The sequence below is a fragment of the Amycolatopsis balhimycina FH 1894 genome (genome assembly GCF_000384295.1).
In the GTDB taxonomy this organism is placed as follows: Bacteria; Actinomycetota; Actinomycetes; order Mycobacteriales; family Pseudonocardiaceae; genus Amycolatopsis; species Amycolatopsis balhimycina.
In genome coordinates, this window is sequence record NZ_KB913037.1 from 7,016,292 (window position 1) to 7,035,805 (window position 19,514).

The 19,514-nt window shown below is 72.2% G+C and carries 13 protein-coding genes; 9 read left to right on the forward strand and 4 right to left on the reverse strand.

The window, feature by feature from the left end:
• Window positions 1-393 precede the first annotated feature (393 nt).
• Complete coding sequence (locus A3CE_RS0132210) at window positions 394-1,074, reverse strand: HU family DNA-binding protein (protein ID WP_020644227.1); 681 nt, start codon at window positions 1,072-1,074, stop codon at window positions 394-396.
• 652 nt (window positions 1,075-1,726) lie between these two features.
• Between A3CE_RS0132210 and A3CE_RS0132215 the strand changes: the two genes are divergently transcribed.
• From A3CE_RS0132215 to A3CE_RS0132230, 4 genes are read left to right on the forward strand one after another with little or no spacing between them, the layout of a single operon-like run.
• Complete coding sequence (locus A3CE_RS0132215) at window positions 1,727-3,469, forward strand: ATP-binding protein (RefSeq protein WP_020644228.1); 1,743 nt, start codon at window positions 1,727-1,729, stop codon at window positions 3,467-3,469.
• A 38-nt stretch (window positions 3,470-3,507) separates the two neighbouring features.
• A complete protein-coding gene (locus A3CE_RS0132220) occupies window positions 3,508-4,668 on the forward strand; it encodes an exonuclease SbcCD subunit D (protein WP_020644229.1) in 1,161 nt (386 codons plus the stop codon).
• A gap of 1 nt (window position 4,669) precedes the next feature.
• Entirely contained in the window at window positions 4,670-8,071 is a 3,402-nt protein-coding gene (locus A3CE_RS53670; protein ID WP_026469088.1) for an AAA family ATPase, read from the forward strand.
• Window positions 8,068-9,045, forward strand: coding sequence for a hypothetical protein (locus A3CE_RS0132230; protein WP_020644231.1), 978 nt, complete (start codon window positions 8,068-8,070; stop codon window positions 9,043-9,045). Before A3CE_RS53670 ends, A3CE_RS0132230 begins: the two co-directional genes overlap by 4 nt.
• Window positions 9,046-9,134: 89 nt before the next feature.
• On the opposite strand, the gene A3CE_RS0132235 is transcribed toward A3CE_RS0132230, so the two are convergent.
• Window positions 9,135-9,590 (reverse strand): hypothetical protein, encoded by a 456-nt coding sequence (locus A3CE_RS0132235; RefSeq protein WP_020644232.1) that lies wholly within the window; start codon window positions 9,588-9,590, stop codon window positions 9,135-9,137.
• A gap of 154 nt (window positions 9,591-9,744) precedes the next feature.
• Between A3CE_RS0132235 and A3CE_RS0132240 the strand changes: the two genes are divergently transcribed.
• Complete coding sequence (locus tag A3CE_RS0132240; protein WP_020644233.1) at window positions 9,745-11,799, forward strand: glycoside hydrolase family 3 C-terminal domain-containing protein; 2,055 nt, start codon at window positions 9,745-9,747, stop codon at window positions 11,797-11,799.
• 78 nt (window positions 11,800-11,877) lie between these two features.
• On the opposite strand, the gene A3CE_RS0132250 is transcribed toward A3CE_RS0132240, so the two are convergent.
• Window positions 11,878-12,129 (reverse strand): hypothetical protein, encoded by a 252-nt coding sequence (locus A3CE_RS0132250; protein ID WP_026469089.1) that lies wholly within the window; start codon window positions 12,127-12,129, stop codon window positions 11,878-11,880.
• Window positions 12,130-12,252: 123 nt separating this feature from the next.
• Window positions 12,253-12,954 (reverse strand): IclR family transcriptional regulator, encoded by a 702-nt coding sequence (locus A3CE_RS0132255; RefSeq protein WP_051183801.1) that lies wholly within the window; start codon window positions 12,952-12,954, stop codon window positions 12,253-12,255.
• Between the two features lie 143 nt (window positions 12,955-13,097).
• Here A3CE_RS0132255 and leuC point away from each other — a divergent pair, with 143 nt between their 5' ends.
• The 4 genes from leuC to A3CE_RS0132275 all read left to right on the forward strand — a co-directional run bounded on the left by leuC (window position 13,098) and on the right by A3CE_RS0132275 (window position 19,507).
• Window positions 13,098-14,531: a 3-isopropylmalate dehydratase large subunit gene (gene leuC / locus A3CE_RS0132260; protein WP_020644237.1), complete on the forward strand. Its 1,434-nt coding sequence runs from the start codon at window positions 13,098-13,100 to the stop codon at window positions 14,529-14,531.
• 21 nt (window positions 14,532-14,552) lie between these two features.
• A complete protein-coding gene (gene leuD / locus A3CE_RS0132265; protein ID WP_020644238.1) occupies window positions 14,553-15,155 on the forward strand; it encodes a 3-isopropylmalate dehydratase small subunit in 603 nt (200 codons plus the stop codon).
• 240 nt (window positions 15,156-15,395) lie between these two features.
• Window positions 15,396-16,151 carry an HU family DNA-binding protein gene (locus A3CE_RS0132270; protein WP_020644239.1) on the forward strand — a complete coding sequence of 252 codons (756 nt, stop codon included), beginning with the start codon at window positions 15,396-15,398 and terminating at the stop codon, window positions 16,149-16,151.
• A 560-nt stretch (window positions 16,152-16,711) separates the two neighbouring features.
• The gene (locus tag A3CE_RS0132275; RefSeq protein WP_020644240.1) at window positions 16,712-19,507 is read left to right on the forward strand and encodes an AfsR/SARP family transcriptional regulator; all 2,796 of its coding nucleotides are present in this window, start codon (window positions 16,712-16,714) and stop codon (window positions 19,505-19,507) included.
• The last annotated feature ends 7 nt before the right edge of the window (window positions 19,508-19,514 follow it).

Genomic DNA, 19,514 nt, shown 5'->3' on the forward strand with positions numbered 1-19,514 from the left:
GGGGGAACCTGGGCCGGGACCGGTTCCGGGCGCTCTGCCGGTCGAGGAGCGGAGAACGGCGTTCAAGCGTGGTTCCCGGGCCGGGCTGGGGAGGGAACGGCCGTATGGCGCCGATGAGGCCGTGTCCTGGGGAAGCCGCGGCCCGGGGAACCGGCGGCCCGGAGAAGCGCCCCGATGTGGCGTTCGGTGCGTCCAGCACCCAATGTGGCGTTCGGTGCGCCGGACGCAACCAACGCCACATTGGGGCGCTCGTGCCCGGCGTCGAGCGGACGCTGGGTGCCCGGCTGAACTGTTGGTCGTGCGCAGGGAGTCCGGCAGCGGCCACCGGCCCCGGAATGCCGAAGGGCCCCGCACCAGGCTGGTGCGGGGCCCTTCTGGGAGATGGAACTGGTGCTACTTCTTCTTGGCAGCCGACGTGCGCTTGGCCGGGGCCTTGGCGGCGGCCGGCTTCTTGGCCGCGGCGGTCTTGGTCGCGGCCGGCTTGGCGGCGGCGGTCTTGGCCCGCGTGGTGGTCGCCTTCGCCGTGGTGGCCTTGGCCGCCGTGGTCTTCGGGGCCGCCTTCGTGGCGGTCGCCTTGGTCGCGGGGGCCTTGGCGGCCGGCTTCGCCGCGGTGGCGCGGGTCCGCGTGGTCGTCGCCCGCGTGGTGGCCGGCTTGGCGGCCGCGGCCCGCGTGGTGGTCGCCCGCGAAGTCGTGGCCTTGGCCGGAGCGGCCGCGGCGGCGGTCTTGGTGGCCGTCGCCCGCGTGCTGGTGGTGGCCGCGGTGGCGCGCTTGACCGGTGTCGCCTTGGGCAGCTTCTTGGTGCCGGAGATGACGTCCTTGAACGTGGTGCCGGCACGGAAGGCGGGCACGTTGGTCTTCTTCACGCGCACGGCCTCACCGGTGCGCGGGTTGCGCGCGGTGCGAGCGGCGCGGGCGCGCTTCTCGAACACCCCGAAGCCGGTGATGTTGACCTTTTCGCCCTTGTTGACCGTCCGGATGATGATGTCCACCAGACCGTCAACGGCCTGCGAAGCCACCTTCTTGTCGCCCAGGCGCTCCGACAGCGCCTCGATCAGCTGGGCCTTGTTCGTCATTCCAGTCCTCCATAGTGGAACTACTAGTCACGGCCCATCTCGGCCGACACTGCACACGGTATTACCAATACCGCACAAAATCCAACTGGGGGTCGAAATATTTCCTTGTACGGGGGCGGGTTCCGCCCCCTGAGAGGCCCTTGCCGGACGCCCGCGGGAACGCAAACCAGATCCTCGGCACCGCCCTGAGCAGGCAAAACGCACTGACCGCGCCGTCCACAGTGGTCGTCCATATAGGACCCGAGGCCCCTCCGGAGAACTTTTCGGCCGACACGCCGATCCGGGGTGTCGGAGCGGTGTCCGAGCCCACACCGGGCCCGATCCCGCGCAGCGGCGGCGGATCGCGGCCCGCCCGGAGGGCACCCGCCGGCGCCGCTTCGCCGTGGAGCCAGGCGGAAGCGGGACGCGGTGAGCCGGGCGCGGCCGGACCGGCGTTGCGGCGCAACCGGTGCCGCCCGCCGCGAGGGTCCCCCGGAATGCCTGCGGGAGGCGAAAGATCTTCCCCGAAGGGTGAACTCACTCGTTCGGCGCAGCCGGGGCCCGCCGCGGCCCCGGGCGTCACAGCAGCCACAACGGCCGTGTTGGGCGCGGGACTGTCGGTCCGGCGAGCTAGTCTGCGGCCGGAGGAAGCGCCGGGCGGACAGGGAGAACTGTGGACCAGGAGACGCTCACCACCGTGGTCGGACGGGTGGCAGGCACCGAGGATTCGACGCCGCTGCAGTTCTGCGTGGCCATCGACCCGGAAGCCTATCTGCAGCTCGACGACGTCGTCGTGACCCGGCGGGAACTGCCAGGGCTCGGCGAAGTCACCTCCTACGGCGTCGTGACGCAGGTGAGCGCGCGGCACGAGGGAGCCAGCTTCGGCAGCGACGTCTTCCTGATCTCCGACGGCGTCCTGCCCGCGCAGGTGCAGGAGATCGCCGAGATCGCCACCACCCGCGTCGAGCCCGAATGCTATGTGCCGCCGCGGCCGGGGGCCGTCGTCCAGCGCGCCGTGGGAGAGGATCGCGCGCAGGCGCTGTACTTCGACAACATGACCCGCCAGGTGGCGGTCGGCCTGGGCCGGGACGGCGAACCCGTCTACCTCAACATGGACTTCCTCGACGGCACCCGCGGCGCGCACGTCAGCATCAGCGGCGTCTCCGGCGTGGCCACCAAGACGTCGTTCGCGTTGTTCCTGCTGCACTCGATCTTCCGCGGCGGCGCCCTGCCGAACGCCCACAACGCCAAGGCCCTCGTCTTCTCGGTCAAGGGCGAGGACCTGCTGTTCCTCGACACCCCGAACGTCCACCTCGACGAAAAGCTCAAGGCCGAGTACGCCAAGCTGGGCCTGCCCGCGGAGCCGTTCGCGTCCGTCGGCTTCTACGCGCCGCCGACGCCGTCGGACACCACGGGGAAGCCTTACGTCACCGGGCGGACCTCGGGCGTCGGCGCGTTCTGGTGGACCATCGCCGAGTTCTGCGCCAAGGACCTGCTGCCGTACGTCTTCGCCGACGCCGAGGACGAGCGCAACCAGTACACGATGGTCATCCACCAGGTCGCGAACCGCCTGCGGCTGGACAGCACCCCGGCGGGCAAGGACGGCGCCGCCAACGTCGACGGCGTCCTGTGCCGCACCTACGCCGAGCTCGTCGACGTCATCTGCGAGCGGGTCACCGACGAGGAAACCCGGGCGAGCTGGGCGGGTGCGGTCACCGGCGCGGGCACGGTCAACGCGTTCATCCGGCGCCTGCGGTCGAGCCAGCGCGCGCTCAACGGCCTGATCCGCGGCGATCTCGCCGACCACCCCGCGCGCAGCCTGTCCACGGAGAACCAGCAGGTGACCGTGGTGGACATCCACAACCTCGTCGAGCGTGCGCAGCGGTTCGTCGTCGGCGTGACGCTCTCCGCGGAGACCGCGCGCAAGGAAGCGGCCGGCCCCGGCGGGCTGCTGTTCACCATGCTGGACGAGCTCAACAAGTACGCGCCGCGCGAAGGCAGCAGCCCCATCAAGGAGGTGCTGCTGGACATCGCCGAGCGCGGCCGTTCCCTCGGCGTCATCCTCATCGGTGCGCAGCAGACCGCCAGCGAGGTCGAGCGCCGGATCGTCAGCAACAGCTCGGTCCGCATCGTCGGCCGCCTCGACGCCGCGGAGGCTTCGCGCCCCGAGTACGGCTTCCTCCCGGCCAGCCAGCGGGTCCGCGCGACGCTCGCGACGCCGGGCACGATGTTCGTGAGCCAGCCGGAGATCCCGGTGCCGATCGCCGTCGGCTTCCCCTTTCCCGCCTGGGCCACGCGTCTTTCCGAGGCCGGCCAGATCCCGTCGGCCACGGCCACATCGAAGAAAAGCGATCCCTTCGCCGGCCTGCCCACGCGCGGCGCCGACCCGTTCGACGACGACCCGCCTCCGTTCTGAGCCCGTCTTCGCCCGCTACCGAAACGGAAGGAAGCCGCGTGAAGTTCCTGCACACCTCCGACTGGCACATCGGCAAGACGCTCAAGGGCCGCAACCGCCTCGACGAGCAGCGGGCCGTGCTCGGCGAGATCGTCCGGATCGCGCGGGACGAGCAGTTCGACGCGATCCTCGTCGCGGGTGACCTGTACGAGACGTCGGCGCCGTCCGCGGCCGCGCAGGAACTCGTGGTGCGGGCCCTGATGGCGCTCCGCGAAACCGGTGCCGAGGTGATCGCGATCGCCGGGAACCACGACCACGCCGCGACGTTCGAGGCGTACCGGCCGCTGCTCAAGGCCGCGGGCATCCAGCTCACCGGCGATCCGCGGCCGGTGCACGACGGCGGCGTCCACTCGTTCGACGCCCGTTCGACGGGGGAACGCGTCAACGTCGCCGTGCTGCCGTTCCTTTCCCAGCGCTACGCGGTCCGCGCCGCCGAGCTGCTCGCCGGGACGCCGGCGGACAACGTCGGCCAGTACGACCAGCGTGTGCGGGACATCCTGGACCACCTCAAGTCCGGGTTCACCGATGGCGCGGTGAACCTCGTCATGGCCCACCTGACGGTGACCGGTGGGGCGATGGGCGGCGGGGAACGCGCGGCGCAGTCCATCTTCGAGTACCACGTGCCCGCCACGGCGTTCGGCGCCGAACCGCACTACGTGGCGCTGGGCCACCTGCACCGGCGCCAGTCGCTGCCCGCCGCGTGCCCGGTGCACTACAGCGGTTCGCCGTTCGCCGTCGACTTCGGCGAGCAGGACAACACCAGCGTCGTGCTGTCGGTGGAAGTGACGCCGACGACGCCGGCGAAGATCACCGACCTCCCGCTGACCGCGGGGCGGAAGCTGCGGACGGTCCACGGCACGGTGGCCGAACTCGTCGGCCGGGCCGACGAGTTCGGCGAGGACTACCTCCGCGTCTACGTCCGCGAAGCGACCAGGGCGGGGCTGCGGGAGGAGATCCAGGAAGCCCTGCCGAACGCCCTGGAAATCCGCATCGACCCGGAGTTCGCCGCGCCGGTGACGACGTCGGGCGGCGACCGCGCGGTCGCGGACCGTTCGCCGGGGGAGCTGTTCGCGAGCTACTGCGCGGAGCGAACCGTCGAGGACAAGCGCGTGCAGGCGCTCTTCGCGCGGCTGCACGACGAAGAGACGAGCGGGGTGTGACATGCGGCCAGTGCTGCTGGAGATGACCGGCTTCGCGTCCTTCCGCGAGAAGACCGAAGTCAGCTTCGAGGAAACGGACTACTTCGCGCTCGTCGGGCCGACCGGCGCGGGGAAGAGCACCGTGATCGACGCGCTCACCTTCGCTCTGTACGGTTCTGTCGCGCGCTGGGACCACGAAGGCCTTGTCGCGCCCGCGCTCGCCCCGACGACCAACCGCGCCACCGTGCGGCTGGTCTTCGACGCCGGCGGCGCGCGGTACCACGTCGTGCGGGAAGTCCGGCGCGGCGGCGGGAAGAAACCCACGGTCAGCGTCAAGAACGTGCGCCTGGAACGGCTCGCCGACCCCACCGCGCCCGGCGGCCCCGAGGACGACGCCGAGGCGGTCGCCGCGGACTCCGAGGTCACCCCGGCGGTCGAACGCCTGCTCGGGTTGACGTTCAAGCACTTCTGCACCTGCGTGGCGCTGCCCCAGGGCGACTTCGCGGAGTTCCTGCACGCGAAGGCCGCCGACCGGCAGAAGATCCTCATCAAGCTGCTGGGCCTGGAGGTCTACGAGCGCGTCGGCCGTCGCGCCGGCGTGACGGCGGAGCAGCAGAAGCAGCGTGCCGCCGTCCTCACCGAACAGCTCGGCAGCTACGCCGACGCCACCGGGAAAGCCGTCGAAGAACTGGCCGCGCGGATGACGGCGCTCGCGGACCTGGACGCGCGGGTGAACGCGGCCCTGCCAGGGCTGAACGACGCGATCCGCGCGCACGACGACGCGCGGCAACGCTTCGCCACGCTGACGAAAGAGCTGAGCGTCCTCGACGCGCTGGAGCGCCCGGACGGCGTCGAAGATCTCGAAACCCGGCGCCGGGCCGCGGCGGACGCGGCGACGGCCGCGCGGGCCGGGCGGGAAAAAGCCGAAACGGCGGACGAAACGGCTCGTGCCGCGCTGGCCGCCGCGCCCGGCCGCGCCGAGCTGGAACGGATCAGGTCCGCGCGCGCGGAACTCGTCGAAATCGAGAAGGCCCTCCCGGGGCTGGAAGAGGCCGCGAAGACGGCGTCGGCCGAGAAGGCGGCCGCCGCCGCGGCCGTGACCGAAGCCGTTTCCGTCGCCGAAACGGCCCGGGCGACCCGGGACAAGACGGCCCGCGCCGCCGAGGAGGCGACCGCCGAAGCGGCGCGCGCCCGTCAGGATCGCGACCGGCTGGCCGGGTTGCGGCCGCCGTCGGATCTCGGGGACCTGACCGCGGAAGCGGCGCGGGTGGCGAAGCGCACGGCGGACGCGGCTGCCCGCCTCAGCGCGGCCGAAGCCGCCGATGCCGAGGCACGGGCTGCGTTGGCGGCACAACCGGACGTCGCTCCGCTCGCGGCCGCGCGCTCCGACGCCCGCACGCTCTACGCTTTGTGCGAAGCGCAGCGGAAGGCCGCGCCCGAGCAGGCCGCGCACCGAAAGGAAGTCGAAGCGGCGCGAAGCGCCTTCGCCCGCGCTGACGCCGAAGTCACCGCCGCGAAGACGGCTGTGACCGAAGCCGAACGAGCCGGGCAGGCATTGAGCCTGCGGGCCGGGCTCGCCGTCGGCCACCCGTGCCCGGTGTGCGAGCAGGAAGTCCCGGCGCTGCCCGACGCGGGCGGGCACGCCCACCTGGCCGAGGCCCGCGAACGCCTCGACCGCGCCGAACGCGACCGCGCCGGGGCCGAGTCCGCGCTGCGCAAGCTGGAACGGGCCGTGGACCGTGACGCCGACTCGGCCGCGTCGGCGGCCGCCCAGGCGGAGGAACTGCGTGCGGTGCTCGCCGAGGTCGACGGCCCGCCGGAGTCGGCGGTGCTGCGGCGGCCGGTCGAGGCTTCCTTCTCCGAACAGGACTACGCGGAACTCGTCACCGCCGTGCGCGAGCGGGGCGAGTGGCTGTCCGCGACGATCGACGGCCGCACCCGCGTCGCCGAGACCGCGAACGCCGCCGACAAGGAACTGGCGGCGGTCCGCGCCGAACGCGTGGCGGCCCAGCACGAGGCCGACGTCGTCGAGAAGTCGTTCGCGGCGGCCCGGGAAGCGCTGCGCGCGGCGCGCGATCCGCTGGTGGAGCTGGGCGCACCGGCGATCGACGGCGACGACGTCCCGGCGGGCTGGCAGCGGCTCACCGCCTGGGCGGCTTCCGCGCTCGAGAAGTGGCGGACGACGCTGGCCGCGCTCGAAGCGGCCGCCGAAGCCGCGGGTAAAGAAGCCGTCGTCGCGGCGGACGACCTGGCGGCCGCCGAGCGGAACGCCGAGCAGCGGCGGGCTCGCGCGGTCGACGCGGGCCTGGCCGAGCAGTCGGCGGACACAACGTTGACGACGTCCCGGCGCCGCCACGGCGAACTGGCCACGGTGCTCGCCGACGCGCCTTCCGCCGACGTGGTCGCCGGACAGCTCGCGGAGGTCGCTTCTCTGGAAGAAGCCGCGAAGAAGGCGGACGCGGACCTGCGCACCGCGCGCGCGGCCGCGAAACAGGCCGTGGAAGCCCAGGAGCGCATGACCGAACAGGTCGACGCCGAACGGCAGAAGCTGTTCCGGGCGCGCGACCCGCTGGTCGGCCTCGGTGCCCCGCCCATCGACGGCGAAAGCCTCCTTGGCGCCTGGGCCGCGTTGACGGACTGGGCGGCCGCGCAGGCGAACACTCACCGGGAGAGCCTGGCCGTCGCGAAGACCGCGGAGAGCGAAGCCGCCGAAGCGTTGCTGGCCGCCGAACGCGCCGTCGCCGACGACGTCACCGCGCTCGAAGTCCCCCTGGAGCCGGGCCCCGTGCGAGACCGGGTTCCGGTGGCCGTCGCCACCGCACGGGCCCGCGCGGAAGCCGACCACACGGAGATGAAGCGCCGCGTCGCGCGCGTGGCCGGCCTGCGCGGCGACATCGCGGCCGCGGAGTCCGAAGCGCAGGTCGCGCGGCTGCTCGCGGATCTCCTGCGCTCGGACAAGTTCCCGCGCTGGCTCATCGCCGGGGCCCTCGACACGCTGGTCGCCGAAGCGTCGGCGTCGCTGCTGGAACTCTCGGGCGGCCAGTTCGAGCTGACCCACGACAAGGGCGACTTCCTGGTGGTGGACCACAACGAGGCCGACGCCCGGCGCCCGGTGAAGACCCTGTCCGGCGGCGAGACGTTCCAGGCGTCGCTCGCCCTGGCCCTCGCGTTGTCGTCGCAGCTGGGCGCAATGGCCGCAGAGGGCGCGACACGCTTGGAGTCGATCTTCCTCGACGAGGGCTTCGGGACGCTCGACGAAGCTACCCTCGACGTCGTGGCGTCCACTTTGGAGAACCTCGCCGCCACCGGCTCGCGGATGGTCGGGGTGATCACGCACGTGCCCGCGCTCGCCGAGCGCGTCCCGGTGCGGTTCCTGGTCACCCGCGACGGCACCGGCTCGCACATCGCCAGGGAGGGCGCGTGACCGCGGTCGCCGGGATGCACTTCAGCATCGACGCCTGGGACCCGGGCTACGGCAGCTCGATGGAGGCCGAGGAGCTGGCCCGGTCGGGCGCCGAGGTCGAGCTCGACGTCGAGGTCCCGGCGGCCGAATGGGCCCCGATCGACCCTTCGCCGGTTTCGCCGCCCGAGGCCGTGTTGTTCGTCGACGGCGTCCGCCGGATCGACGCCCGCGTCTGGATCGACGACCCGGGCGCGGCGAACTCCGCGTCCATCGGGATCTGCGCGTCCTACGCCGCCGGGGTGGTCTGCTGCTGCGCGGGCCGGGCGCACGTCGTCGGCACCGACGTGCGGCGCGGGCTGTTCACGGTCGCTCCCGAGGCCGACGACATCGTGACCCCGGCGGGCGTCTACCGGGCGTTCCGCGCGACGGCCAAGGAGGACAAGCCGCTGGCGGTGGTGCTGTCGTCGGCGTTGCAGGAGCAGCTGGCCGAATCCGAGCTGGACACGGCGACCGAAGCCCGGAAGGCGATCGCCGGGCACGTCGGCGACGACCTGCTGGTGGTGGACGGCCCGCTGAGCGGCCGCACGCACCTGCCGCGGGCCGTCGGGTTCATCAAGAGCCACCAGACGACGTACCTGCCCGGCGAGCTCAACGCGATGGTCGGCAGGCTCGGCCCGCACCAGCGCACGCCGGTGTTCCTGATGGGCACGACGTGGGTCCGGCACTCGTGGTACCTGCGCCTGCCGTCGGCCGGCGGCCCGCCGTGGTCGGGGGTCGTCCGGGTGGAGGCGGCACCGCACCTCGGCCGGCCCGAGGTCGCCGCGCTGGCGAACCTCACGCAGTCCGTGCTGGGCCGGTTCGCGTCGGTGCCGTACAAGGACTCGCGGGCGCCGCAGAACCTCTACCCGATCGCCGGCCTGGAGCGCGACCTGCGGCACCGGCTGGGGGACCAGCAGTTCGTGTACCGGGCACTGCGCCTGGCCGCGGCGCGCTGAGCCGTCTTGAATGACTCATTCAGGACCTCCGAGGCCCTGAATGAGTCATTCAAGACGCCAGGCTGGGGCGAGCTGTCCTTTGTGGATGGTCAGTCCACTGAGCCGTCACCGGTCTGCGGCGCCCCCGCCGGCTTGACCGCGACCTGCGGCTTCGCGGGCTTCGAGGTGGCCGGCGGCTTCGGCTTGGCCGTCCTGGACGGCAGTGGAGTGCCCAGGATGACGAACGAGCCGGTGGCCACGCGCCCGTCCGAGCACGTGAACTTCGCGGTGTAGCGGCCGGGGTTCTTGATCGCCGTGGTGTGGCCGCCGGCGCGGCCCCAGTTGCCGCCTTCGGTCCACTTCAGCGGAGTCGTGAACCCCGCCGACGTCACCGGCGTCGCCGGGCTGCAGCCGCTGAGTGCCGCGTGGGTCTCCGCGTCGACCTGGCCGCCCGGCTCCACGTGCTGGGTCAGCCCCCAGCTGACTTCGGCCGCGCTCGCCGGTGCGGCCACCCCCAGCGTGGCCGCACCCGCGACCATTAGGCCGATCAGGGTTTTCTTGACCATTGTTCGTCCCCTCCCGTTCGGTACCCACTCCACGCCTGAGCCGGGGAAATGGTTGGACTCGCCGGGAAATTCATGTACGTGAACAAATGTCGAATCTATGATTGCCAGTCACGTATGCGTTAGCTTGGGCTCCCGTTTTGACGAGGGAGACTCGATGCGCAACAGCCCCCTGGTTCTCGTCGTGGTCTTGGGTTTGTCGCTGGCGGCACCGGCGGTGGCGGAGGCGCAACCCTGGCGCGACGCCCGCGAGTCACCCGGCCGCCGGGCCGCCGAGCTCATCGCGGCGATGACCCTCGACGAGAAGATCTCCCAGCTGCACCTGCAGCCCGACGCCGAGCACCAGCGGTTCGTGCCGCCCATCCCGCGGCTGGGCGTGCCCGGCTTCCGGATCGCCAACGGCCCGGCCGGCATGGGCCCGGCCGACGACAAACCGCAGAAACCGGCGACCGCGCTGCCGGCGACCATGGCGCTGGCGTCGACGTTCGACACCGGCCTCGCGCGCCGGTACGGCCGCCTGATCGGCGACGAGACCCGCGCGCTCGCGCACAACGTCTCCGAAGGGCCCGACATCAACATGGCCCGCGTCCCGCGCAACGGCCGGACGTTCGAGGGGATGGGCGAGGACCCGGTGCTCGCCGGGGCGCTGGCCGCCGCCGACATCCGCGGCATCCAGGAAAACGGCACGATCGCCGAGGTCAAGCACTACGCGGCGAACAACCAGGAGACGAGCCGCCACAACGTCGACGAGCGCATCGACGAGCGGACGCTCAACGAGATCTACCTGCCGCACTTCGAGCAGGCGGTCACCGAAGGCCGCGCGGGCTCGGTGATGTGCGCCTACCCGAAGATCAACGGCGTCTTCACGTGCGAGAACCCCGCGTTGCTGCAGGACAAGCTGCGTGCCGACTGGGGCTTCCAGGGGTTCGTCCAGTCCGACTGGGGTGCCGCCCACAGCACCATCGGGTCGGCGAACGCGGGCATGAACCTCGAGATGATCGACGGCACCTGGTACGGCGAGAAGCTGAAGCAGGCCGTGCTCGCCGGGCAGGTGACCGAACAGCGCGTCGACGAGCTGCTGCTGCCGCGCTTCCGCACGATCTTCGCCTTCGGGCAGTTCGACCACCCGCCGGTGCTCACCCCGCTACCCACCGCGGAGCACGACGCCGCCGCGAAGCAGTTCGCCGAACGGGGCATGGTGCTGCTGCGCAACGAACACGCCCAGCTCCCGCTCGATCCCGCGGTGCGGTCGATCGCCCTCATCGGGCCGTTCGCCACCAAGGCCAAGACCGGCGGCGGGGGCAGCTCCGCGGTCATCCCGACGTCCACAGTGGACCCTTTGCCGGGGCTCCGGCAGCGCGTTCCCGGTGCTTCGGTGACCCTCGACGACGGCAGTGACCCGGCGCGGGCCGCCGAGCTGGCGCGGGGTGCGGACGTCAGCGTCGTGATGGTCGGGGACAACGAGGCCGAGGGCAAGGACCGGCCGAGCCTCGCCCTGGACGGCAACCAGGACGCCTTGGTGACGGCCGTCGCCGCAGCCAACCCGCGCACCGTGGTCGTGGTGAAGAGCGGCGGGCCGGTGCTGATGCCGTGGGCGTCCCGCGTGCCCGCGATCCTCCAGGCGTGGTACCCCGGCCAGCAGGACGGCGCGGCGGTGGCGGCGGTGCTCTTCGGCGACGTCAACCCGTCGGCGAAGCTGCCGATCACGTTCCCGGCGGCGGACGCGGACACCCCGGCGAACACGCCGGCGCAGTTCCCCGGCGTCGACGGCGTCGCCACGTATTCGGAGGGCCTGCAGATCGGCTACCGGTGGTTCGACGCGCAGGGCCGCGCGCCGCTGTTCCCGTTCGGCCACGGCCTGTCGTACACGACGTTCGCGTTCTCGGGGCTGTCGGTGCGGAACACCGGCGACGGCGCGACGGCGACGTTCACGGTGCGCAACACCGGCCACCGGGCCGGGGCCGAGGTCGCCCAGCTCTACCTGGGTTTCCCGGCGGCCGCGGGGGAGCCGCCGCGGCAGCTCAAGGGCTTCGAGCGGGTTTCGCTGGCGCCGGGGCAGTCCCAGCGGGTGACGATCCGGCTCGACACCCGCGACTTCTCGGTCTGGGACACGGCGAGCCACGCGTGGAAGCCGGTGCGCGGCGGGTTCACGCTGCAGGTCGGCGACTCGTCACGCTCCCTGCCACTCCAGGCGCCCCTCACCCGGCGCTGACCCGCTGCCCGATGTTCGTGAAGGCCACCTTGAGGAACTTCAAGTTCCGCAAGGTGGCCTTCACGAACTTTCCGGTCTTCAAGCCGCGGCGAGCGTCCCGCCCAGTTCGCGCAGGCCTTCGTCGGTCAGCTCCGCGCGCGTCCATTGCCCGACGGCCACGATCGCGCCCTGTACCGGCCGGATCAGCCCGGCCCGCGCCAGGTCGTGCGCCGTCGCCTGGTCGCAGCACGGCAGGCCGTCGACCCGCAGGTCCGGCTCGCAGCTGCAGGTCAGCTCGGCCCGCCCGGCGCCGACCGCCCGCAGCATCGCCAATGCCCTTCTGTTCACCATGGTCGTCCCCCTCGGTTTGGTGCTGACCTCTAGGAGACGTGACCGGCGTCACCGAATACGCGACTTTCGCGAGGTTCCCCCGAACGGGGGCACCCCGGCGTCGGCGAGGTCACGAAGCGGGTGTCACAGCCGTTCCTGCAGGGCGTCCGCCGCGGCGAGGAGGTCCGCCGCCCAGCGGGCGCCCGGCTTGCGGCCGATGCGCTCGATCGGGCCCGACACCGACACCGCCGCCACCACCGTGCCCGCGGAGTCCCGCACCGGCGCCGAGATGCTCGCCACGCCCGGCTCGCGCTCGGCGACGCTCTGCGCCCAGCCCCGCCGGCGCACTTCCAGGAGCGTCCGCTCGCCGAAGACGGCGTCCGCCAGGATCGTGCGCTGCGTGTGCGGATCGGCCCACGCCGCGAGCACCTTCGCGCCCGAACCGGCCGTCATGGGCAGCCGCGAGCCGACGGGCACCGTGTCACGCAGCCCGCTCGGCGGCTCCGCCGTCGCGACGCACACGCGCTGGACGCCGTCACGCCGGTACAGCTGCACGCTTTCGCCGGTGACGTCCCGCAGCTTGGGCAGCACGACCCCGGCCGCGTCGAGCAGGGGGTCCGTCGAGCCGCCGGCCAGCTCGGCCAGCGCGGTACCGGGGCGCCAGCGCCCGTCCGGACCGCGGCGCAGCAGCCGATGCACCTCCAGGCCGACCGCGAGCCGATGCGCGGTGGCCCGGGGCAGGCCGGTCCGCGTGCACAGTTCCGCGAGGCCGCAGGGGTCGTCCGCGACCGCCTGCAGGACGGCCACTGCTTTGTCCAGTACTCCGATACCGCTATGCTGTCCCACGACCCGATACTAGCGTCCCGCACTTTGGGAAGTCCAGCATCTGGGAAACCCCGAACTCGAGCTGCGCCTTCCCTTCGCGGCTCGCATCCCGTTCCGCAGGTGCGCGCCCGAGTTCCGACGTCGAACCGTGGAAGGAGCCGGAGATGACCAGCCCGACCGGCAAGGCCCGCACGCTGGCGGAGAAGGTGTGGGAAAGCCACCTCGTGCGCCGAGGCGAAGGCGCCGAACCGGACCTGCTCTACATCGACCTCCACCTGGTGCACGAAGTGACCAGCCCGCAGGCCTTCGACGGCCTCCGGCTGGCCGGGCGGCCGTTGCGCCGCCCCGACCTCACCATCGCGACCGAGGACCACAACGTCCCGACCGTCGACATCGAGCTCCCCATCGCCGATCCGGTCTCGCGCACCCAGGTCGACACCCTTCGCCGCAACTGCAAGGAGTTCGGTGTCCGGCTGCACCCGATGGGGGACGCCGAGCAGGGCATCGTGCACGTCATCGGCCCGCAGCTCGGCCTGACCCAGCCCGGCATGACCGTGGTCTGCGGCGACAGCCACACCTCCACGCACGGCGCGTTCGGCGCCATCGCCTTCGGCATCGGCACGTCCGAGGTCGAGCACGTCATGGCCACCCAGACGCTGCCGCTGCGTCCATTCAAGACGATGGCGATCACCGTCGATGGTGAGCTGCGCTCCGGCGTCACGGCGAAGGACGTCATCCTCGCCGTGATCGCCAAGATCGGCACCGGCGGCGGCCAGGGCTACATCCTGGAGTACCGCGGCTCGGCCATCGAGGCCCTCTCGATGGAGGCCCGGATGACTGTCTGCAACATGTCGATCGAGGCCGGCGCCCGCGCCGGGATGATCGCCCCCGACGAGACGACGTTCGAGTACCTGAAGGGCCGCCCGCACGCTCCGCAGGGCGCCGACTGGGACGCGGCGGTCGAAAACTGGCGGCAGCTGCGCACCGACGACGGCGCCGAGTTCGACGCCGAAGTGCACCTCGACGCGGGCGCGCTGACGCCGTTCGTCACCTGGGGCACCAACCCCGGCCAGGGCCTCCCGCTGGGCGCCGAGGTGCCCGACCCGGAGCTCATCCCGGACGAGAACGACCGCATCGCCGCTGAAAAAGCCCTGTCCTACATGGACCTGAAGCCGGGCACGCCGCTGCGGGAGATCGCGGTCGACACCGTCTTCCTCGGCTCCTGCACCAACGGCCGGATCGAGGACCTGCGGGCCGCCGCCGAGGTGCTGCGTGGTCGGAAAGTGGCGGACTCGGTCCGGATGCTGGTGGTTCCCGGCTCGATGCGGGTCCGCAAGGCCGCCGAAGCCGAGGGTCTCGACCAGGTCTTCACCGAGGCGGGCGCGGAATGGCGCCAGGCCGGCTGCTCGATGTGCCTCGGCATGAACCCGGACCAGCTGAAGCCGGGCGAGCGCAGCGCGTCGACGTCGAACCGCAACTTCGAGGGACGGCAGGGCAAGGGGGGCCGGACGCACCTGGTCTCGCCGCTCGTGGCCGCCGCGACGGCCGTCCGCGGCACGCTTTCGTCGCCGGAAGACCTGCTGACCGTCGCCCGCTGACCCACCCGAGGAGCTACAGCCATGGAACCGTTCACCCAGCACACCGGCGTCGGCGTCCCGCTGCGCCGGTCCAACGTGGACACCGACCAGATCATCCCGGCGGTCTACCTCAAGCGGGTGACCCGGACGGGCTTCGAGGACGGCCTGTTCGCCGCCTGGCGCGGTGACGAGGACTTCATCCTCAACCAGGAACCGTTCAAGAACGGGAGCGTGCTCGTCGCGGGCCCGGACTTCGGAACCGGTTCCTCCCGCGAGCACGCCGTCTGGGCGCTGATGGACTACGGCTTCAAGGCCGTCATCTCCGCCCGGTTCGCCGACATCTTCCGCGGTAACTCCGGCAAGGGCGGCCTGGTGGCCGCCCAGTGCGAGCAGCACGACGTCGAGCTGCTCTGGAAGCTGCTCGAGAACGAGCCGGGCACCGAGGTCACGGTCGACCTCGAGACCAAGACCGTGCGGGCCAAGGACTTCACCGCGCCGTTCCAGATCGACGACTACGTCCGCTGGCGGCTCCTGGAAGGTCTCGACGACATCGCGCTCACGTTGCGCCATGCCAGTGAGATCGACGCGTTCGAGGCGGGCCGTCCGTCCTGGAAGCCGACCACCACGCCGGTGGCCGCCGGCTGACCCGACTCCGGGGCGGGATCGCTTGCGTGGCAAGGGATTCCCGCCCCTTTCGGGTTGCTCCGACAGAGACCGGACGGCCCTCCGCGGCCCCTTTTACCCGGGGCGTTGCGCGAGGCGGAACCCTTCCCGGTACAAGGGAAAGTTCCGCATGCCGTTTGGAATTTGTGCTGCCTTGGTAATACCGTGTGCAGTGTCGGCCGTCACGGCCGTGGACGGGTACTTCCTTCTTGGAGGACTGGAATGGCCAACAAGGCCCAGCTGATCGAGGCGCTGACGGAGCGCCTGGGCGACAAGAAGGCCGCTTCCGAGGCGGTCGACGGTCTGGTCGACATCATCATCCGGACGGTCAACAAGGGTGAAAAGGTCAACATCACCGGCTTCGGGGTGTTCGAGAAGCGCGCCCGCGCCGCGCGGACGGCCCGGAACCCGCGGACCGGCGAGGCGGTGCGGGTCAAGAAGACCAACGTGCCGGCTTTCCGCGCCGGGACCACCTTCAAGGACGTGATCTCCGGCGCGAAGAAGCTGCCCAAGGCGACGCCGGTCAAGCGCGCCACGACGGGCACCCGCACGGCGGCGACGGCGACGGCATCCCGCACGGCCGCGGCGAAGCCCGCGACCACGCGCTCGACGACGACGCGCACCCGCGCGACGGCGGCGAAGCCGGCGACCACGAGGACGACGGCGGCGAAGCCGGCGACCAGGGCGACCGCGGCGAAGCCGGCGACCACGAGGGCGACGGCGGCCAAGCCGGCCCCGAAGGCGACGGCGGCGAAGTCCACCACGACGCGGTCGAAGGCGGCTCCGAGGGCGACAGCGGCGAAGTCCACGACTGCGGCGAAGCCGACGGCCGCGAAGACCACGACGGCTGCGAAGTCGACTGCGGCCAAGACGACGGCTGCGAAGACGACCACGGCCCGGAGGACCACGGCGGCCAAGACCACCACGGCCGCGAAGACCCCGGCCAGGCGGACCTCGACGGCGGCGAAGAAGGACTGACTCGCCCAAACTGACTCGCCCAAAACTGTCGGACCCCTGCGGTAACGTGAAATCCGGGGGTCCCCCTGGCGGGCGACCCGCCGCTAGGCGAGTAGTTTTTCGGCAGGGGCCCCCGCGGAGTTTGCGCGGGGCCCTGCCGCGTCTCCGGGCCGGAAGCGATCCGCAGACCCGGAAGAGTTGTTCTCGCGCCCCGCGTACCTGATCAGCCGCACCGAGACGGTTGTCGGCGTAACCACGCGGTCGGCTCGCGTGCCCAGACGGTCTGCTCGCGTGCCGAGGTGGTTGGCCCGCGAACGATCGTCCCGGTCCGCGAACCGACCATCCCGGTGCGCGAGCCGACTATCCGGATACGCGAACCGGCCGTCCGGGGCGTGAAGTGATGGGCGCGGAGAAGTCACCCAAAGCCGAGGACCGCCGCCCGGAGGAGACCCGTATACCACCCGCACGGCGGAACCCCCGCGCCCGAAAGCGGTTCCGCCGAATTTACCGAACTCGCTTGAGCGCCCGGCCGAGTGATGCCACGCTGCCTTCCTCGGGGCCCGCGTCCGGCGGGGCCGGCGGTGCGCGAGGCGAACCTGGGGGCGACCACCATCGACATCCGGCTACTCGGCCCGTTCCAGGTGCTCGTCGACGGTTCGCCGGTCGTGCTGACCAGTTCCCGCCAGCGCGCGCTGCTCGCGACCCTCGCGCTGGCCGCCGGCCGCCTGGTGTCGATCGACGTCCTCGCCCGCGGGGTGTGGGGCGAAACGCCGCCCGCGCACATCCGGGGCAGCCTCCAGACCTACGTCATGCGGCTGCGCCGGCTCTGCGGCGAGGAAACCGTCGTCACCGAACCGGACGGCTACCGGCTGGTCGTCGACCCGTCCCGGGTGGACGCCCTGCGGTTCCTCCGCACCCTCGACCAGGCCGCGGCCACGACGGACGCCGCCCGCCGCCGGGAACTGCTCACCACCGCGCTCGCCACCTGGGGCGGCGCTCCGCTCGAAGGCGTGGGATCGCCCGCCCTCACCGCGGAATGGGGGCCGCTGCTGACCGAGCGCTACCTCTTCGCCGTGGAACAGCGCATCGACCTCGATGCCGGGCTCGTCCCCGACGCGCGGCTCATCGCCGAGCTGACCGACCTCGTCGCCCAGCACCCGCTGCGGGAGTCGTTGTGGGAACGGCTGGTCCGAGCCCTCGCCCGCTCCGGACGCCGCGCCGAAGCGCTGGCCCGCTACGCCGGGCTTCGCGCGTTGCTGGCCGACGAACTGGGCGTCGAACCAGGCGAAGGGTTACGCCGCCTGCACGCCGAACTGCTCGCCGTGGACGCCGGGCCCGCCGTCCACACCGTTCCGCGGCAGCTTCCCTTCGACGTCGCCGGGTTCACCGGCCGCGGCCCGGAACTCGCCGAACTGGACCGGCTGCCGCCGGGCGGGGCCTCCGGCATCGTCGTCATCGAAGGGACGGCCGGTATCGGGAAGACGTCGCTGGCCGTGCACTGGTCCCACCGCGTCCGCGACCGCTTCCCCGGCGGCCAGCTGTTCCTCGACCTGCGCGGCCACTCCGCGGACACCCCCGTCACACCGGACGTCGCGCTGGCCGGCTTCCTGCGCGCCCTCGGCGTCCTGGCCGAGGCCCTGCCTTCCACAGTGGAGGAACGCTCGGCGCTGCTGCGCAGCAGGCTGGCCGGCAGCCGCACCCTCATGCTGCTCGACAACGCCCGCGACGCCGACCAGGTTCGCCCGCTGCTGCCCGGGACCGGCAACCTCGTCGTCGTGACCAGCCGCAACCAGCTGCGCGGTCTCGTCGCCCGCGATGGCGCCCGCCGCATCGCCTTGCGCTCCTTCGACGACCGCGACGCCACCGCGTTGCTCGCCGGCAGCGTCGGCCCGCAGCGTCTCGCCGCCGAGCCCGGTGCGGTCGCCGAGCTCGTCCAGCTCTGCGGCCGGCTGCCGCTGGCGCTGGCCCTCGCCGGGGAACGCGCCTCCCGGTTTTCCGGTGTCTCGCTCGCCGGAATCGTCGAAGAACTGCGCGACCAGCGGCTGCGGCTCGACACCCTGCGCGATCCGGAGGACGCCGGCACCGACCTGCGCGCCGCGTTCTCGTGGTCCTACAAGGCGCTGCGCCCGGCCGCCGCCCGCTTCTTCCGTCTGCTCGGCCTTCATCCGGGGCACGGCTTCAGCCTGTCTTCGGCCGCCGCGCTCGCCGGCGTCGAGGTGCGCGAGGGCCGTGAACTCGCCGACCAGCTCGCCGCCGCGCACCTGCTCAACCAGCCCGGCACCGACCGCTACCAGTTCCACGACCTGCTGCGCGTCTACGCCGCCGAACTCGTCGAAACCGAAACGACGCCGGCCGAACGCGCCGCGGCCCTGCGGCGGCTCCTCGACTGGTACCTCGCCACCGTCGCCGAAGCGAACAAGCTGGTCCGCCCCGACCTGCTCACCGAAGACATCACCCTCGACCCGGCGCCGCTGCCCGCCGTCCGTTTCACCCAGCACGAACAGACGACCACCTGGTACACCACCGAACGCCCGGCCCTCACCGCGCTCGTCGGCATCGCCGCCGGCCGCGGCTGGACCGCGCACGCCTGGAAACTCGCGTGGCTCCTGCGTGGTTTCTTCGCCGAACGCCACGACCGCGACGACTGGATCACCACCGCGAGCACGGCCGTCACCGCCACCCGCGACGCCGGCGACAGCACCGGCCTCCAGTACAGCGCCAACAACCTCGGCTCCGCCTACCTGCGCACCCTCCAGCCCGACAAGGCACTCGAAGCGCTCGAGGAAGCCCGCGCCGCCTCCGAGACCGGCGAGGGCACCGCGCTGACGGTGGCGATCCTCTCCAACCTCGCCGGCGCCTACTACGTCCGAGCCGAATACGCCGAAGCCGAACGTCACGCGCTCCAAGCCGTCCGCCTCGCCCGCGACCACGGCCAGCGCACGTTCGTCCCCCACGCACTCCTCAACGTCAGCGCCAGCCGCATCGGCCTCCACGACTACGACCACGCGGCCGAAGCCGCCCAAGCGGCCCACAAGGAGTTCGCCGAACTCGGCGACCGCTACCACGCGGCACTGGCCCTCGGAAACGTCGCCGAAGCCCTCGCCGGAGCCGGCAGGCACGACGAAGCGGAGAGGGCGGGCGTCGAGGCGCTCGCCGAACTGAAGGAACTCGACGCCGACTACGGCACCATCGACGTCCGCATCACCCTCGGCCGCCTCAAACACCGCACCGGACGCACTGCCGAGGCAGGTGGACACTGGGCCGAGGCACTGACGGTCAGCCAGCGCCTCGGAGACCCCCGCGTGACGGAGATCCAAGCCCTGCTGGCCACAGTGCCGACAGAAGGGCCCTCGCCCGGGGATGCGCCGTACCCCTAGCCCGGCG

What these genes read in the sequence shown, in the direction of transcription:
- A3CE_RS0132210 (WP_020644227.1), bottom strand. Translation starts at nt 1,074, where the DNA reads ATGACGAACAAGGCCCAGCTGATCGAGGCGCTGTCGGAGCGCCTGGGC.
- A3CE_RS53670 (WP_026469088.1), top strand. Translation starts at nt 4,670, where the DNA reads ATGCGGCCAGTGCTGCTGGAGATGACCGGCTTCGCGTCCTTCCGCGAG.
- A3CE_RS0132235 (WP_020644232.1), bottom strand. Translation starts at nt 9,590, where the DNA reads ATGGTCAAGAAAACCCTGATCGGCCTAATGGTCGCGGGTGCGGCCACG.
- A3CE_RS0132240 (WP_020644233.1), top strand. Translation starts at nt 9,745, where the DNA reads ATGCGCAACAGCCCCCTGGTTCTCGTCGTGGTCTTGGGTTTGTCGCTG.
- A3CE_RS0132250 (WP_026469089.1), bottom strand. Translation starts at nt 12,129, where the DNA reads ATGGTGAACAGAAGGGCATTGGCGATGCTGCGGGCGGTCGGCGCCGGG.
- leuC (WP_020644237.1), top strand. Translation starts at nt 13,098, where the DNA reads ATGACCAGCCCGACCGGCAAGGCCCGCACGCTGGCGGAGAAGGTGTGG.
- leuD (WP_020644238.1), top strand. Translation starts at nt 14,553, where the DNA reads ATGGAACCGTTCACCCAGCACACCGGCGTCGGCGTCCCGCTGCGCCGG.
- A3CE_RS0132270 (WP_020644239.1), top strand. Translation starts at nt 15,396, where the DNA reads ATGGCCAACAAGGCCCAGCTGATCGAGGCGCTGACGGAGCGCCTGGGC.